This is a genomic window from Streptomyces sp. NPDC085927, from assembly GCF_044540975.1.
Classification (GTDB): Bacteria; Actinomycetota; Actinomycetes; order Streptomycetales; family Streptomycetaceae; genus Streptomyces; species Streptomyces hirsutus.
On record NZ_JBITSN010000024.1, the window covers coordinates 55,294 to 70,691 of the forward strand.

Here is a 15,398-nt window from a genome sequence, read left to right on the forward strand (position 1 = left end):
ACGGGGCCGCGCAACCTCTTTTCCGGCGCCGTGGGTGTGCGGTGCAGGACGCCCTCCCGGACCGGGCGGTGTTGTCGGTGGCGGGTGTCACACTGAGCGCCGGGTCGAATTTCTGGCGATCTTCCGGCGATTGTCCGGTTGTGGGACACGAGGAGTGATGACCATGGCAGGCACGGGCGGCGGGCGTCCGAGCATCTTTCCGACCCTGCTGTACACGGACGCGAAGGCGGCGATCCGGCAGCTCACCGAGGCCTTCGGGTTCACCGAGCTGTCGGTGTACGAGGACGGGGGCGGCGGGGTGGCCCACGCCGAGCTGGTACAGGGCAACGGCGCGGTGATGCTGGGTTCCAGGGGCACCGGCAGCGCGTTCGACAAGGCGATGGAGGGCTCGGGTCCGGTCGGGGTCTACGTCGTCGTGGACGACGTCGACGCGCATCACCGGCGGGCGGTGGAACAGGGCGCGGAGATCGTGATGCCCCCGACGGACCAGGACTACGGCTCGCGGGACTACACGGCCCGCGACCTCGAGGGCAACATCTGGAGCTTCGGCACGTACGCGCCCGAGACCGGGGCGTGAACGGGGAGCGGAGAGGGCTGCGCCGAGGGGCCGGGAACGGCGGGGCCGCCCCCGCAGGGCCGCAGGACCGCGCGGGCGGTCCCGCGGGGGCCGTTCGGGTCGTACCGGTCCTGCGGGGGGCGGGCTGGTCCTGCGGGGCGCGGGCGGTTCGTGCGAGGGGCCGGGGTCAGCCTCCGGTGTGCACCTGGAAGGCAGCCCGGCGGACAGCTTTGGCCAAGGCCGGGTCGGGGTGCGCGGCGGCCAGGGCGACCAGGACCTGGACGGTCCGCGGGTGTCCGACGGCGCGCACCTCGTTCAGCAGCGCGTGGACGGTGGGCTGGACCGCGGACTCCAGATGCCGCACCAGCAGCGGGGCCTCCCCGTGGTCGGCGACCGCGGCGGCGGTGTCCACCCACAGCCAGGTGGCCTCCGCCCGGGTGAGGACCTCGTGGGCGTCCTCGGGGTCGGCGCCCTCGTGCTCGGCGAGCCACAGCAGGGCGTAGGGCCGCAGCGTCGGCTCGTCGTGCACGGCGCGGACCTCGGGTTCGGCGGGGGCGCCCACGACCCGCAGCGCCTCGAAGGCGAGGCCGCGCAGCAGGGCGTCCTCGCCGCGGGCGGCGTTGAGCAGTTCGGTGACCGCGCTGCCCACCGGGCGGGCGGCGAGCCAGGCGCGGTACTCGGCGCGTGCCGCGTTGGGGCGCAGTTGGGCGCAGCCGCGGAGCATGTCCTCGGCGCCCTGCTCGATGTTCCCGGCGGGGCTCTGGGCGGCGACGCAGATCTGCTCCAGCTTGACCCAGACCGCCCAGCTGCCGAGGGGGGTGAGGGTGGCCTGTCCCTCGCCGTAGGTGAGGGCGCCCACGGCGGCGAGGGCGCGCAGGGCCCAGTCGAGGAGCGGGGCGAGCGGGACGTCGTCGGCACCCGGCCCGGCGAGGGTGGGCGCGGGCGCGGCCGGTCCGAGCCCGAGCCCGGGCTCGGGCGCGGGCGCGGGCTCTGGCTCTGGCTCGGGGTGGGCGGTGCCGGAGGGGCGGGGCCCGTAGTCGACCTCGCAGCGCTCCGTACGCAGTTCGGTGACCCGCTGCTGCAGGAGGTCGAGGAGCTGCGGGACGGGGACCGGGCCGGCCGACAGCTGGAGGAAGGAGAGGACCTGCGGCATGGCCGAGACGACCTCGCCCACGGCGGCGGGCCCGTGGTCCTCGGGTTCCGGGTGGGCGAGCGACCAGGCGTCGAACAGGGCGACCCAGCCACGCAGGACGGCGCTGTCGTCACGGTCCCAGGCGCGCAGCCGCCAGCCGGGGCGGGCGGTGTCGCCGTGCACCTCGATCAGGCCGGCGAGCCGGGCCGTGTCCCAGTCGGCGCGGACCTGAGCCGGAGTCAGGCCCAGATCGTCGGCCGCCCATTCGACGGTCGCGTCGGAGAGGATGGCCCGGCCGGCGGCGGTGGCGCTGCCCCGGCCGGGGCCCAGTGCGGCGTCGGCCCAGCGGGCGACGCGGGCCGCGCCGGCCAGACCGGAGCGCGCCATTCGGGCCAGCTCCGCGGGGGCCGGTGTGCCTTCCGGCGGGCGTGGCGCAGGGCGGCGCGAGCGCTGCTGGTTCATCGCCCTGGGGGCGGCGGCCAGGGGTCGCGGGCGGACAAGTCGAAGCCTGGAGTCGCGCGGGATACGGGACGTCACGGGTGCAGTCTCGCGGTTGACGGTCCGAAAACCCAAACGGAATGTCACGGGCGGCGAGGGGCAGGGCCGATGCACGGGGCCGCGGGGGCCCTAGGAGGAAGAAAACGGGCCCGGGCCGGGAGGGAACACGCCGGGAACACGCCGCGGAACGGAATCCCCGGCGACGGCCCGCGGGGCCGGTGGGCGCGGGCCGGCACGCCGGGTCGGGCGGGGCGGCTCGGCGGACCGGACGGGACGGGCGCGGCGGGACGGATGAGGCGGACGGGACGGGCGCGGCGGGACGGGCCGCGCGGCGGTCACAGGGAAGCGGCGGTCACATGAAAGGGGTGAGGAAGCGGCGCAGTGCCTCTTCGTAGGTGTGCGGGTCGGCGTTCCACATGGCGCCGTGCGGCGCGTCCGCGACCGTGTGCAGGGTGACCGTGTTGGGCTGGGCGGCGGCCAGGCGGCGGGAGAACTGCCAGGGGGCCACGATGTCGCCGGGGCCGTGGGCGATCAGGGTGGGAATGCCCACGCGTTCCGGCCCCGGGGTGCCGCGGTGGCGGCCTCCGTGGTGGCGGCCTCCGTGGTGGTCGCCGTGGCGGCCGGTGCGGCCCTGGGCGGCGCGGACAGCCAGCGGCAGCAGCGCTCCGGGGGTGCGGCGGGCCGCGGCGAGGGCGCGCAGCGTCGATTCCCAGCTGAGCACCGGGGAGTCGAGGACCAGCCCGGCGATGTGGTCGCGCAGTGTGGAACGGGCGGCGGCGCGCAGCGCCATGGTCGCGCCGGTGGACCAGCCGAGCAGGACGACCTGCCGGGCACCGGCGTCCACCGCGTACCGGATCGCCGCGTCGAGGTCGCGCCACTCGGTCTCGCCCAGGTGGTTGAGGCCGTCGGGCGAGCGCGGTGCGCCCCGGTCGCCCCGGTAGGCGAGGGCGAGCACCGGGAAGTGGTGGCGGTGCAGGAACTCCATGAGGTTCATGGCGTGTTCCCGGGTGGCGCCGAGGCCGTGCGCCGCGAGCACCCAGGTGTCCCGGACGTCCGGGACGAACCAGGCGGGGAGGGGGCCGAGTTCGCCGGGGACCTCGACGTCGGTGTGGTCCAGGCCCAGGGCGGTCCCCGGGTCGCCGACGTAGAGGTTCGGGGTGAGCCAGGCCCGGTCGCCGGGCTCCAGGGTGCCCCGTACGACGCGTTCCAGGCGGCGCACGACGGTGTCGGCGGAGTCCGGAACGCCCTCCAGGACGGGGCCGACGATCGCGTGGATGCCGTCACCGGAGAGGCCGTAGCGGCCGGGCCGCAGCGTGGCGAGGTGCCGGGTGAGGGTGACCTGGCCGGCGGCGGTGCCGTGCACGGTGAGCCGGGGCTCGGTGGGCAGGGGTCTGCCCGGCGGCGCCTTGAGGGCGGCGTCGCTGGCGAGCCGGCCGATCGCCACCGTGGCGACGGAGGCCCCTATCACGGCGGTGACGGCAGCGGCCGTCGCTCTGACAGTACGCACCCACCCAGTGTCCCGGCCGGCCGGCCGACCGGCCACCCCAGCGACGGCCGGGGGCCCGGGCCGACGGGCGCCGGGCGCGGGGCACCAAGGCACCGGAACCGGGACGCCGGGACACACGGTGTTGACCGGTCAACACCACACGGTGTCGACCGGTCAAGGGCTGACCCGCCCACCGGCCGGGCGGGTCAGCCGTGCTGTCCGTAGCTCCGCAGGCGGTCGGTGACCTCCGCCAGGTGCCCGGCCGACAGGAGGTTCGGGGAGCGGCCGGGGACGGACGAGGCGGTCAGCCAGAGCCTGCACATCCACTCCAGCTGGGCGGTGCGGTCGTAGGCCTGGTCGAGGGTCGTGCCGTGGGTGACGGTGCCGTGGTTCTGGAGGAGGCAGCCGGTACGGTCCTCGAGGGCGCGCAGCATGTTCCCGGCCAGCTCGTCGGTGCCGTACGTCGCGTAGGGAGCCACCCGGACGGGTCCGCCGAGCGCGGCGGCCATGTAGTGGATCAGCGGGAGTTCGTCGACGAGCGTGGAGACGGCGGTCGCGTGCACGGCGTGCGTGTGCACCACCGCGCGGGCGCCGGTCGTGCGGTACACCGCGAGATGCATGGGCAGCTCGCTGGTGGGGACCAGGGTGCCGAGCACCTGCCGGCCGGTGAGGTCGACGCCGGTGACGTCGTCCGGCGTCAGCCGGTCGTAGGGCACTCCCGACGGTGTGACCAGTACGGTCGCCCCGACCCGCACCGAGACGTTGCCGGAGGTTCCGACGACGAGCCCGTCCGAGACGGTCCGGCGGGCCGCCCCGACGAGGGCGGCCCAGGCGTGCGCCTCCTCGCCGCTCACGGCCCCGGCCCGGCGCTCCCGCCGTTCTCCCGCGCGCTGCGGGCGGTCCTCGGCGCGCGCTCCGTCCTCCGCGGCCCGCCGGTCCCCCTGTCGTTCGGTCATGCCGCGATCCTGCCGGGTGACCGGAGTCTCCTCAACGGCGTCCCGCCGGCTCCCACGACTCTCCGCGACTGCTCACGGCCGTCCTCGGCCCGTTGTGGAACAGTCGGCTTCATCACAGTCACCCTGACGCCCATCCCAGTTCATCTTCCGTTCATCCAAGTTACCTACGTTCAACGCGCCAATGACTTCGAACGATTGCCTGGGTAAATGGAAAGCTTCTCGCTGATCCTCGCGATTGTGGTGGTAACCGCACTTGCGTTTGATTTCACGAACGGTTTCCACGACACCGCGAACGCGATGGCGACGACCATTTCGACCGGTGCCCTCAAGCCCAAGGTTGCGGTGGCGATGTCCGCCGTGCTCAACCTGGTGGGCGCCTTCCTCTCCGTGGAGGTCGCCAACACGATCTCCAAGGGCCTCGTCGACGAGGCCGGCATCCGTCCCGAGGTCATCTTCGCCGCACTGGTCGGCGCGATCCTCTGGAACCTCCTGACCTGGCTGGTCGGTCTGCCGTCCAGCTCCTCGCACGCCCTGATGGGCGGCCTGATCGGCGCCACCGTCGCCTCGGCGGGCTTCGGCGCGGTGCACGGCGACGTCCTGGTCACCAAGGTGCTGATCCCCGCGATCGCCGCGCCGCTGGTCGCCGGCCTGGCCGCGATGTTCGCGACCCGGCTGACCTACCGCATGAACCGCAAGTCGGCCGACAGCAAGTCCTCCGAGAAGGGGTACCGGGCCGGACAGATCGCCTCCGCCGGTCTGGTCTCCCTGGCCCACGGCACCAACGACGCCCAGAAGACGATGGGCATCATCACCCTGGCCCTGGTCGCCGGCGGTGCCCTGGCTCCCGACTCGGACCCGCCGATGTGGGTCATCGTCTCCGCGGGCATCGCCATCGCGCTCGGCACCTACCTCGGCGGCTGGCGCATCATCCGCACCATGGGCAAGGGCCTGACCGACCTCCAGCCGCAGCAGGGCTTCGTCGCCCAGACCAGCGCCGCGACGGTCATCCTGGCCTCCTCCCACCTCGGTTTCTCCCTGTCCACCACGCACTCCGTCTCCGGTTCCGTGATGGGTGCGGGCCTGGGCCGCAAGGGCGGCGTGGTCCGCTGGTCCACGGCCACCCGGATGTTCGTCGCCTGGGGTCTGACGCTGCCGGCGGCGGCCCTGGTCGCGGCGGTCGCCGAGTGGGTCTGCGGCTTCGGCAGCTGGGGCACCGCCCTCGTCGCCGTCTTCCTGATCGCCTCCAGCGCGGCGATCTGGAAGATCTCCCGGCGCGAGGTCGTCGACCACACCAACGTCAACGACACCGACGACACCGACGGCCCCGGCGCCTCCGGGGCCACCGGCGAGGAGCAGAGCGGCGTCGTGACCGCGGCCATGGCCGCGGTGGCTCCCCCGCCGGCGGGCCCCGTGGCCGAGGAGCTCTCGGCCACCATCCCGGCCCCCACCGACCCGATGGCCCCTCCGGCCAGGACCACGGTCTGACCCCGCAGGAAGACACGTAGGAGAAGAGCACCATGAAGATCGACTGGGCGGCCCTCGGTTCCGTCTTCGGCGTCAGCCTCGTGGTCACCGTGGCCCTGGTGGCCCTGTTCACCCTGGGCATCACCGGCCTGTCCCGCCGTGAACGGGCCGCCGCCCAGGGCGAGTCCACGGTCCTGGCGATCACCGGCGCCTACGCCTGCTTCGCGGCCTGCGCGGCGGCGGTGGCGTACGGGATCTACCTGATCATGGCCTGACGACTGCCCGACGGCTGTCCGGTTCGCCTGACGGCGCCTGATTCCGGGGCAGGTCCCGGGCCGGCGTCCCGGTCGGGGCCATGTCGTCCGTCCGGCGGGCGGTGCGGGGCACATTGCCTCCGTACCGCCCGTTCCGCGTTTCCCGGACCGTCCGCCGGCCGGCCCCTGACCATCTCCGCCGGCTGTTTCCGGAGCGTCTGCCGACCGTTCCGAACTGCTTGTCGCGCCGCGGAACCCCCTGCCCGCGGTTCACCTTCCGGAACCCCTCTGTGGGCCTCAGCACACTTCAGCCTCGCAGGTCAAAGGCAAGTTGACGGTTCTTCCGGACCGTGGTGAACTGCCGGAGCCATTACGGCGGCAGGAGAGGAAGCCGGTGCGAATCCGGCGCGGTCCCGCCACTGTCACCGGGGTGCACGACCCCGGGAGCCAGGAACTCCCACCGCCGGTCTCGTCGAACCAGGGCGTGGACACCCTGAGTGAGGACATACCGCCATGCCCGGCTGCCTGTTGAGGTCGACCAGCGATGCTCCGCCCCGGTCCGGGGCGGCCGTTCCCGCCGGATCCCTCACCGGCTGAGCCCATGGGTGCCGATCGCGAGTTCGCGTACGGTGCCGCCGCCGGCCTCCTCGGCGACCTGCTTCTCGGCGATCCCCGCCGAGGGCATCCGGTCGCCGCTTTCGGGCGGGCCGCGGCTGCCGTGGAACGGGTGCTGTGGCAGGACGACCGGGGCCGGGGCGCGCTGCACACCGCCGTCTGCGTCGGCGGGGCCGTCGCTCTGGGGAGCCTGGCCGCCCGCTGCGTACGGTCCTCCCCCGCCGCCTCCGTCGCCCTGACCGGCGTGGCCACCTGGGCCGTCGTCGGAGGGACGTCGCTGGCCCGGGAGGCCCGCGCCATCGGGCGCGCCCTGGAGTCCGGGACCGCCGAGGGCATCGAGGCGGCGCGGGCGCGGCTGCCGCACCTGTGCGGGCGGGACCCGCAGGCGCTGGACGCCGAAGGGATCGCCCGCGCGGTCGTGGAGTCCGTCGCCGAGAACACCTCCGACGCCGTGGTGGGCGCCCTGGTGTGGGGTGCCGCCGCCGGTGTGCCGGGGCTGCTCGGGTTCCGGGCCGTCAACACCCTGGACGCCATGGTCGGTCACAAGTCCCCCCGGCATCTGCGGTACGGCTGGGCCTCCGCGCGCCTCGACGACGTCGCCGGGTGGCCCGGGGCGCGGCTGACCGCCGTACTCGCCGCGGTCGCCGGGCCGGATCCGCGGGGTGCCGTCCTGGCATGGCGCGCGGATGCCGCGAAGCATCCGAGTCCCAACGCCGGACCCGTGGAGGCGTCCTTCGCGGGCGCGCTCGGCGTGCGGCTCGGCGGGACGCTGTCCTACGCCGGGCGGGTCGAGCACCGGCCCGTCCTCAACGGCGGCGGCCGTGCCGTGACCGTGGCGGACATCGACCGCGCGGTACGGCTCTCGCAGCGCGTCGGCCGGCTGGCACTCGGCGTCGGCGTCGGCGCGCGCATCGGCGTACGGGCCGTCGTGCGGGCCGTCCCCAAGGCGCGCCGAAAGGGGCGTACGGCATGACGGGCGGTGCCACGGCCGGTATGAGGGGCGGCGGGCTGCTGGTCGCCGGTACGACGTCGGACGCCGGCAAGAGCGTGGTGGCCGCCGGGATCTGCCGGTGGCTGGTGCGGCAGGGCGTCAAGGTCGCGCCGTTCAAGGCGCAGAACATGTCACTGAACTCGTTCGTGACGCGGGAGGGCGCCGAGATCGGGCGGGCGCAGGCCATGCAGGCCCAGGCCTGCCGGGTCGAGCCGACCGCGCTGATGAACCCGGTGCTGCTCAAGCCGGGCGGGGAGCGGAGCAGCCAGGTCGTGCTGCTGGGCAGGCCGGTCGGTGAGCTGAGCGCGCGCGGCTACCACGGCGGGCGGCAACAACAGCTCCTGGGCACGGTGCTGGACTCCCTCGCGCAGCTGCGGGCCACGTACGACGCGGTGATCTGCGAAGGGGCCGGCAGCCCGGCCGAGATCAATCTGCGGCGCACCGACATCGTCAACATGGGGATCGCCAGGAACGCCTCGCTCCCCGTCCTCGTCGTCGGCGACATCGACCGCGGCGGGGTCTTCGCCTCCTTCTTCGGCACCGTCGCGCTGCTGTCGCGCGAGGACCAGGAGCTGGTCGCCGGCTTCCTGGTGAACAAGTTCCGGGGCGATGTCTCGCTGCTGGAGCCGGGCCTGGACATGCTGCACGGTCTGACCGGGCGGCACACGTACGGCGTGCTGCCCTTCCGGCACGGGCTCGGCATCGACGAGGAGGACGGACTGGCGGTGTCCCTGCGGGGTGCCGTACGGGAGTCCGCGGTCGCCGCGCCGGTCGGCGAGGACGTGCTGCGGGTCGCCGTGTGCGCGGTGCCGCTGATGTCCAACTTCACCGACGTGGACGCGCTGGCCGCGGAACCGGGGGTCGTGGTCCGCTTCGTGGACCGGCCCGAGGAACTGGCCGACGCCGACCTCGTGGTGGTGCCGGGCACGCGCGGCACCGTACGGGCCCTGCAGTGGCTGCGGGAGCGCGGGCTCGCGGACGCCCTGCGGCGGCGGGCGGCCGAGGGGCGGCCCGTGCTCGGGATCTGCGGGGGCTTCCAGATCCTCGGCGAGCGCATCGAGGACGACGTGGAGAGCCGCGCCGGCCGGGTCGACGGGCTCGGGATCCTGCCCGTACGGGTGCGCTTCGCACGGGAGAAGACGCTCGAGCGGCCCGTCGGAAAGGCCCTCGGGGAGCCCGTCGAGGGCTACGAGATCCATCACGGGGTCGCCGACGTACGGGGAGGTACGGCGTTCATCTCCGATGACGGCGGACACGGCCTGGACGGCTGCCGGGCCGGGCAGACCTGGGGCACGCACTGGCACGGTTCGCTGGAGTCGGACGGCTTCCGCCGGGCCTTCCTGCGCGAGGTGGCCGCCGCCGCGGGACGCCGTTTCGTACCGGCCCCCGACACCTCGTTCGCCGCGCTGCGCGAGGAGCAGCTCGACCGGCTCGGCGATCTGATCGAAGAGCACGCGGACACGGATGCGCTGTGGCGGCTCATCGAGTCCGGCGCCCCGCCGGGGCTGCCGTTCGTTCCGCCGGGAGCGCCCGCATGAGCGCCGCGCCGCCGTCGGCCGTCGACGCGGCGGGGCTCCGGGAGTGCCGCCCCCGGGCCGGCGGAGAGCGGGTTTCGATCCCGGCGGTCCCGCGGCCCGCGGCCGGGCTGAACAGTCGGACACCATCCGAAGGAGTGATCACCGCGTGAGTACGCCCTATCCCTTCACCGCCGTCGTCGGCCAGGACGACCTGCGGCTGGCCCTGCTGCTGAACGCGGTGTCACCGCGGGTGGGCGGCGTCCTCGTGCGGGGGGAGAAGGGGACCGCGAAGTCGACGGCCGTCAGGGCGCTGGCCGCGCTGATGCCGGAGACCGAGGTCGTACCCGGCTGCCGGTTCTCCTGCGACCCCGCGGCCCCGGACCCGTCGTGCCCTGACGGACCGCACGAGTCCCGCCCCGGGGCGCGGCGCCCCACGGCCCTCGTCGAGCTTCCGGTCGGCGCCTCCGAGGACCGGCTGGTGGGCGCCCTCGACATCGAGCGGGCGCTCGCGGAGGGGGTGAAGGCCTTCGAACCGGGTCTGCTCGCGGGCGCCCACCGGGGGATCCTGTACGTCGACGAGGTCAATCTCCTGAACGACCATCTCGTCGACCTGCTGCTGGACGCGGCCGCCATGGGCGCCTCGTACGTCGAGCGCGAGGGTGTCTCCGTACGGCACGCGGCGCGCTTCCTGCTCGTCGGGACCATGAATCCCGAGGAGGGCGAGCTGCGACCCCAGTTGCTGGACCGGTTCGGACTGACCGTGGAGGTCAAGGCCTCGCGGGAGCCGGACCAGCGGGTGGAGGTCGTGCGGCGCAGGCTGGCCTATGACGACGCCCCGGAGGAGTTCGCCGCGCGCTGGGCCGGCGAGGAGGCCGCCGTACGGCAGCGGATCATGGCGGCGCGGGAGCTGCTGCCGTCGGTGCGGCTGGGCGATGCGGCGCTGCGGCAGATCGCGGCGACCTGTGCCGCCTTCGAGGTGGACGGCATGCGTGCCGACATCGTGATGGCGCGCACCGCGACGGCGCTGGCGGCCTGGGCCGGGCGGACGGACGTACTGGCCGAGGACGTACGGCAGGCCGCGCTGCTGGCCCTCCCCCACCGGCGGCGGCGCAACCCGTTCGACGCGCCCGGGCTCGACGAGGACAAGCTCGACGAGACGCTGGCGCAGTTCGGCGGGCAGGACGGGGACGGGGACGAGGCGGGAGACGACGGGGACGGCGACGGTCCGGGTCCTGGCGGTGGCCCCGGCGGGCAGCCTGAGCCCGACGACGGCCCGCCCGGCGACGGTGACGTCGCCGGGCGGTCCGAGGCCGATGAGGCCGGGGAGCCGCAGGCGGGGCCCGGTGGTGGCGCGGGCGAGCAGGCCCCGGCGCGTGCTTCCGAGCCGTTCCGCACGAAGGTGCTGAGTGTTCCCGGCATCGGTGAGGGTGCCGCCGGGCGGCGGTCGCGGGCGCGGACCGACCGCGGGCGGACCACGGGGGCGCGCCGGCCTCGGGGCGCGCTGACCAAGCTGCATCTGGCTGCCACCGTGCAGGCCGCGGCGCCGCATCAGCGGGTGCGGGGGCGCAGCGGCCCGGGACTGGTGGTCCGGCGGGACGATCTCAGGCAGGCGGTGCGGGAGGGCCACGAGTCCAATCTCGTGCTGTTCGTGGTCGACGCCTCCGGGTCGATGGCCGCGCGGCAGCGGATGAGCGCCGTGAAGGGTGCCGTGTTGTCGCTGCTGCTGGACGCCTACCAGCGGCGGGACAAGGTGGGGCTGGTGACCTTCCGCGGGGCGGCCGCCGAGGTGGTGCTGCCGCCGACCTCGTCCGTGGACGCGGCGGCGGCCCGGCTGGAGTCGCTGCCGACCGGCGGGCGTACACCGCTCGCGGCAGGGCTGCTCAAGGCGCACGACGTGCTGCGCGTGGAGCGGCTGCGGGACCCGGCGCGGCGGCCGCTGGTCGTGATGGTGACCGACGGGCGGGCCACCGGTGGCCCCGAACCGGTCGCCCTCGCCGGGCGGGCGGCGCGGCTGTTCGCCGCCGAGGGGACGGCCTCCGTGGTGGTGGACTGCGAGGCGGGGCCGGTGCGCCTGGGTCTGGCGGGGCAGCTCGCGGGTGAGCTGGGCGGTACGGCGGTGACGCTGGACGAGTTGCGGGCGGACTCGATCGCCGGGCTGGTCAGGGATGTGCAGGGTGCCGGAACGAGGAGGGTGGCGTAATGCCGAAGGGACAGCCGAATGTCGTACCGCAGGACGGGCTGACGACGCGCCAGCGGCGCAACCGGCCGCTGGTCGTCGTGCACACGGGCGTCGGGAAGGGCAAGTCGACGGCCGCCTTCGGGCTGGCGCTGCGGGCCTGGAACCAGGGCTGGCCGGTCGGGGTGTTCCAGTTCGTCAAGTCGGCGAAGTGGAAGGTCGGCGAGGAGAACGCGCTGCGGGTGCTCGGCGCCTCCGGCGAGGGAGGCAGCGTCGACTGGCACAAGATGGGCGAGGGCTGGTCCTGGGTTCAGCGGGATGCCCAGCAGGACAACGAGGAGAAGGCCCGGGAGGGCTGGGAGCAGGTCAAGCGGGACCTGGCCGCCGAGACGTACCGGCTGTACGTGCTGGACGAGTTCGCGTACCCGATGCACTGGGGCTGGGTCGACACCGAGGAGGTCGTGTCGGTGCTGCGTGAGCGGCCCGGGACCCAGCACGTCGTGATCACCGGGCGGAACGCGCCGGAGAAGCTCGTGGACTTCGCCGACCTCGTGACCGACATGTCCAAGGTCAAGCACCCGATGGACGCGGGGCAGAAGGGGCAGAGGGGCATCGAGTGGTGAGGGCGTCGGTGCCGTCGTCGGCACAGGCCTCCGTGGCGCCGCCCCGGCTGGTCCTCGCCGCGCCCTCGTCGGGCAGCGGCAAGACCACCGTCGCCACGGGGCTGATGGCCGCGCTCGCCGCGCGGGGACTGGCCGTGTCCCCGCACAAGGTCGGGCCGGACTACATCGACCCCGGGTACCACTCGCTGGCCACCGGGCGCGTGGGGCGCAACCTGGACGCGTACCTGTGCGGGCCCGGCCTGATCGGTCCGCTGTTCCTGCACGGGGCGCGCGGGTGCGACATCGCGGTCGTCGAGGGCGTGATGGGGCTGTACGACGGGGCCGCGGGGCAGGAGGAGCTGGCGTCCACGGCCCAGGTGGCGAAACTGCTGCGGGCGCCGGTGGTGCTGGTCGTGGACGCGTCGTCGCAGTCCCGGTCGGTGGCGGCGCTGGTGCACGGGTTCGTGACGTGGGATCCGGAGGTGCGGATCGGGGGCGTGATCCTCAACAAGGTCGCGTCGGACCGTCACGAGGCCTTGCTGCGGGAGGCGTTGGAGTCGTCGGGGGTGCCGGTGCTCGGTGTGGTGCGGCGGGCCCCGCAGGTCGGCACACCCTCGCGGCATCTGGGGCTGGTGCCGGTCGCCGAGCGGCGGGACAGTGCGGTGGAGGCGGTCGCGGCGATGGCCGCGCAGGTGGCCGCCGGGTGTGACCTGGAGGCGTTGGTCGCGCTGGCTCACGGGGCCGGGGACCTGCCGTGTGCGGAGTGGGACGCGGCGGCGGCCCTTGTCTCCTCTCCCCCGCCGCCCCTTCCCGTCCCGGCCCCGGGGGTTGCGCTCCCGGACGGGCCGGTGGTGGTCGCCGTTGCCGGTGGGGCGGCGTTCTCGTTCTCCTACGCGGAACATGCCGAACTGCTCGCTGCTGCCGGGGCGGAGGTCGTCGTCTTCGATCCTCTGCGGGACGAGGAACTGCCCGAGGGGACCCGGGGAGTGGTCGTCGGGGGCGGGTTCCCCGAGATGTACGCCACCGAGCTGTCGGCCAACGAGCCGCTGCGGAAGGCCGTCGCCGAACTCGCTCTGAGCGGTGCTCCGGTGGCCGCCGAGTGTGCGGGACTGCTGTATCTGTGCCGGGAGCTGGACGGTCTGCCCATGTGCGGGGTGCTGGACGCCACCGCGCGGATGACCGGGCGGCTCACCCTCGGTTACCGGGACGCGGTGGCCGTGTCGGACAGCGTGCTGGCCGCGGCCGGGACGCGGATGCGGGGTCACGAGTTCCACCGCACCGTCGTGGAACCCGGCGCGGGGGACGCACCCGCGTGGGGCGTGCGGACACCGGCACCCCGCGTCGAGGGCTTCGTGCGGCGCGGTGTGCACGCCAGCTATCTGCACACGCACTGGGCGGGCGAGCCCGGCGTGGCCCGCCGGTTCGTGGAGCGGTGCCGGACCTCATGAGCGGCGGCGGGACGAGCGGCCGCGCGCACGGGGCCGGCCTCGGGCCGCCGTCCCTCGTCGTCGGGGTCGGTGCCTCGAAGGGCGTCCCGGCCGAGGAGTTGCTCGCTCTGATCGAGGCGGCCCTGCGCGACGCCGGGCTGTCCTCCGCGTCGCTCGCCCACCTGGCCACCGGGGACGCGAAGGCCGAGGAGCCCGGCATCGTGGAGGCCGCCCGGCGGCTGGGGGTGCCCCTGGTGGTCCACGGCTCCGAGGAACTGGCGCGCGTCGAGGTGCCCCACCCGTCCGACGCGCCGCTGGCCGCCGTCGGCACCCCGTCGGTCGCGGAGGCCGCCGCGCTGGCCGGCGGGGGCGAACTCCTCGTGCCCAAGCGCAAGTCGGAGCGCGCGGACGGGCAGCCGGCGAGGGCGACCTGTGCCGTCGTACGGCGGCCGGCACAGCACACGCACCCGCGCTCCCCTGCGAACTGAACCGGAGGACAGCATGCACGACCTGCGACACCACGGGGACGCCGAGGTCCGGGACGACGGCTCCGCGCTGGTCGACCTCGCCGTGAACGTCCGTTCGGGCACTCCCCCGGCGTGGCTGCGCGAGCACATCGCCGGGTCGGTGGCCGGCCTCGCCGCCTACCCGGACGGGCGGGCGGCGCGGGCCGCGGTGGCGGCGCGGCACGGGCTGCCGGTGGAGCGGGTGCTGCTGACGGCGGGGGCCGCCGAAGCGTTCGTGCTGCTGGCGCGGGCGCTGAAGGTGCGCCGGCCGGTGGTGGTGCATCCGCAGTTCACCGAGCCGGAGGCGGCGCTGCGGGACGCGGGGCACACGGTCGACCGGGTGCTGCTGCGGGAGGAGGACGGTTTCCGCCTGGATCCCGGCGCGGTCCCCGAGGCCGCGGACCTGGTGGTGATCGGCAACCCGACGAATCCGACGTCCGTACTGCACCCGGCCGCCGGCATCGCCCGGCTCGCCCGGCCGGGCCGGACCCTGGTCGTGGACGAGGCGTTCCTGGACGCGGTGCCGGGCGAGCGGGAGGCGCTGGCCGGACGGACGGACGTACCGGGACTGGTGGTCCTGCGCAGTCTCACCAAGACGTGGGGCCTGGCGGGACTGCGCATCGGGTACGTCCTGGCCGGGCCGGAGACGATCGAACTGCTGTCACGGGCGCAGCCCCTGTGGCCGGTGTCCACGCCCGCGCTGGCGGCTGCGGAGGCGTGCGTGGGGCCCAGGGCCCTGGCGGAGGCGGACGGGGCGGCCCGCCGCACCGCCGCGGACCGTTCCCGTCTCCTCACCGGCCTCGGGGAGTTCGCCGACCGCGGGGTACGGGCCGTGGAAGGCGCCGAGGGCCCCTTCGTCCTCCTCCGGCTCCCGCACGCGGCGGCCGTACGGGAACGCCTGCGCGCACTCGGTTTCGCGGTACGGCGCGGGGACACCTTCCCGGGCCTCGACCAGCGCTGGCTGCGCGTCGCGGTACGCGACCGTGGGACGACGGACGCGTTCCTGGAGGCGCTGGGCCGGGCCCTGGACGCAAGCTGAGCCGAGCCGCACACGGCAGCGGCCCGGCCCTCATCCGCCGGCCCCGGGCCGCCACATCGCCGTCGGGGGGGGCCCGGGGGGGGGGGGGGGGCCCCCCCCCCCGGGGGGGGGGGGGGGGGCCCCCCCCCGGCCCCCCGGCCCCCCCCCCCCCCCCCCCCCCCCGGGGGGGGGGGGCGCCC

At 75.0% G+C, this 15,398-nt stretch carries 12 protein-coding genes, 1 pseudogene and 1 riboswitch; of the genes and pseudogenes, 10 read left to right on the top strand and 3 right to left on the bottom strand.

The window, feature by feature from the left end:
* Nucleotides 1-163: 163 nt before the first annotated feature.
* Nucleotides 164-577: a VOC family protein gene (locus tag ACIF80_RS35390; protein ID WP_399812550.1), complete on the top strand. Its 414-nt coding sequence runs from the start codon at nucleotides 164-166 to the stop codon at nucleotides 575-577.
* 166 nt (nucleotides 578-743) lie between these two features.
* On the opposite strand, the gene ACIF80_RS35395 is transcribed toward ACIF80_RS35390, so the two are convergent.
* From ACIF80_RS35395 to ACIF80_RS35405, 3 genes are all read right to left on the bottom strand, one after another.
* A complete protein-coding gene (locus tag ACIF80_RS35395) occupies nucleotides 744-2,225 on the bottom strand; it encodes a hypothetical protein (protein ID WP_399812552.1) in 1,482 nt (493 codons plus the stop codon).
* A gap of 313 nt (nucleotides 2,226-2,538) precedes the next feature.
* A complete protein-coding gene (locus ACIF80_RS35400; protein WP_399812554.1) occupies nucleotides 2,539-3,693 on the bottom strand; it encodes an alpha/beta hydrolase in 1,155 nt (384 codons plus the stop codon).
* A gap of 185 nt (nucleotides 3,694-3,878) precedes the next feature.
* Nucleotides 3,879-4,628, bottom strand: coding sequence for a class II aldolase/adducin family protein (locus tag ACIF80_RS35405; protein WP_399812556.1), 750 nt, complete (start codon nucleotides 4,626-4,628; stop codon nucleotides 3,879-3,881).
* A 207-nt stretch (nucleotides 4,629-4,835) separates the two neighbouring features.
* On the opposite strand from ACIF80_RS35405, the gene ACIF80_RS35410 reads away from it, so the two are divergent.
* From ACIF80_RS35410 to cobC, 9 genes and pseudogenes are all read left to right on the top strand, one after another.
* On the top strand, nucleotides 4,836-6,113 hold the full coding sequence (locus ACIF80_RS35410; protein WP_399812558.1) for an anion permease: 1,278 nt from the start codon (nucleotides 4,836-4,838) through the stop codon (nucleotides 6,111-6,113).
* 32 nt (nucleotides 6,114-6,145) lie between these two features.
* Nucleotides 6,146-6,367, top strand: coding sequence for a hypothetical protein (locus tag ACIF80_RS35415; protein ID WP_399812560.1), 222 nt, complete (start codon nucleotides 6,146-6,148; stop codon nucleotides 6,365-6,367).
* A gap of 324 nt (nucleotides 6,368-6,691) precedes the next feature.
* Nucleotides 6,692-6,823: riboswitch (cobalamin riboswitch) on the top strand.
* A 124-nt stretch (nucleotides 6,824-6,947) separates the two neighbouring features.
* Nucleotides 6,948-7,934 (top strand): cobalamin biosynthesis protein, encoded by a 987-nt coding sequence (locus tag ACIF80_RS35420; protein ID WP_399812562.1) that lies wholly within the window; start codon nucleotides 6,948-6,950, stop codon nucleotides 7,932-7,934.
* 20 nt (nucleotides 7,935-7,954) lie between these two features.
* On the top strand, nucleotides 7,955-9,490 hold the full coding sequence (locus ACIF80_RS35425) for a cobyric acid synthase (RefSeq protein WP_399812579.1): 1,536 nt from the start codon (nucleotides 7,955-7,957) through the stop codon (nucleotides 9,488-9,490).
* A gap of 145 nt (nucleotides 9,491-9,635) precedes the next feature.
* Complete coding sequence (locus tag ACIF80_RS35430; RefSeq protein ID WP_399812565.1) at nucleotides 9,636-11,669, top strand: putative cobaltochelatase; 2,034 nt, start codon at nucleotides 9,636-9,638, stop codon at nucleotides 11,667-11,669.
* On the top strand, nucleotides 11,669-12,268 hold the full coding sequence (gene cobO / locus ACIF80_RS35435; protein WP_399812567.1) for a cob(I)yrinic acid a,c-diamide adenosyltransferase: 600 nt from the start codon (nucleotides 11,669-11,671) through the stop codon (nucleotides 12,266-12,268). Before ACIF80_RS35430 ends, cobO begins: the two co-directional genes overlap by 1 nt.
* Nucleotides 12,265-13,695 (top strand): cobyrinate a,c-diamide synthase, encoded by a 1,431-nt coding sequence (locus ACIF80_RS35440; protein ID WP_399812582.1) that lies wholly within the window; start codon nucleotides 12,265-12,267, stop codon nucleotides 13,693-13,695. Before cobO ends, ACIF80_RS35440 begins: the two co-directional genes overlap by 4 nt.
* Nucleotides 13,696-13,733: 38 nt before the next feature.
* Nucleotides 13,734-14,132: pseudogene (locus tag ACIF80_RS35445) on the top strand (cobalamin biosynthesis protein); the annotation flags it as partial.
* Nucleotides 14,133-14,175: 43 nt separating this feature from the next.
* A complete protein-coding gene (cobC, locus tag ACIF80_RS35450; RefSeq protein WP_399812569.1) occupies nucleotides 14,176-15,219 on the top strand; it encodes an Rv2231c family pyridoxal phosphate-dependent protein CobC in 1,044 nt (347 codons plus the stop codon).
* Nucleotides 15,220-15,398: the final 179 nt, after the last annotated feature.

Bases quoted from the DNA above. Each gene is read 5' to 3' on its own strand.
- ACIF80_RS35415 (WP_399812560.1), top strand. From the start codon at position 6,146: ATGAAGATCGACTGGGCGGCCCTCGGTTCCGTCTTCGGCGTCAGCCTC.
- ACIF80_RS35405 (WP_399812556.1), bottom strand. From the start codon at position 4,628: ATGACCGAACGACAGGGGGACCGGCGGGCCGCGGAGGACGGAGCGCGC.
- ACIF80_RS35420 (WP_399812562.1), top strand. From the start codon at position 6,948: ATGGGTGCCGATCGCGAGTTCGCGTACGGTGCCGCCGCCGGCCTCCTC.
- cobO (WP_399812567.1), top strand. From the start codon at position 11,669: ATGCCGAAGGGACAGCCGAATGTCGTACCGCAGGACGGGCTGACGACG.
- cobC (WP_399812569.1), top strand. From the start codon at position 14,176: ATGCACGACCTGCGACACCACGGGGACGCCGAGGTCCGGGACGACGGC.
- ACIF80_RS35390 (WP_399812550.1), top strand. From the start codon at position 164: ATGGCAGGCACGGGCGGCGGGCGTCCGAGCATCTTTCCGACCCTGCTG.
- ACIF80_RS35425 (WP_399812579.1), top strand. From the start codon at position 7,955: ATGAGGGGCGGCGGGCTGCTGGTCGCCGGTACGACGTCGGACGCCGGC.
- ACIF80_RS35410 (WP_399812558.1), top strand. From the start codon at position 4,836: ATGGAAAGCTTCTCGCTGATCCTCGCGATTGTGGTGGTAACCGCACTT.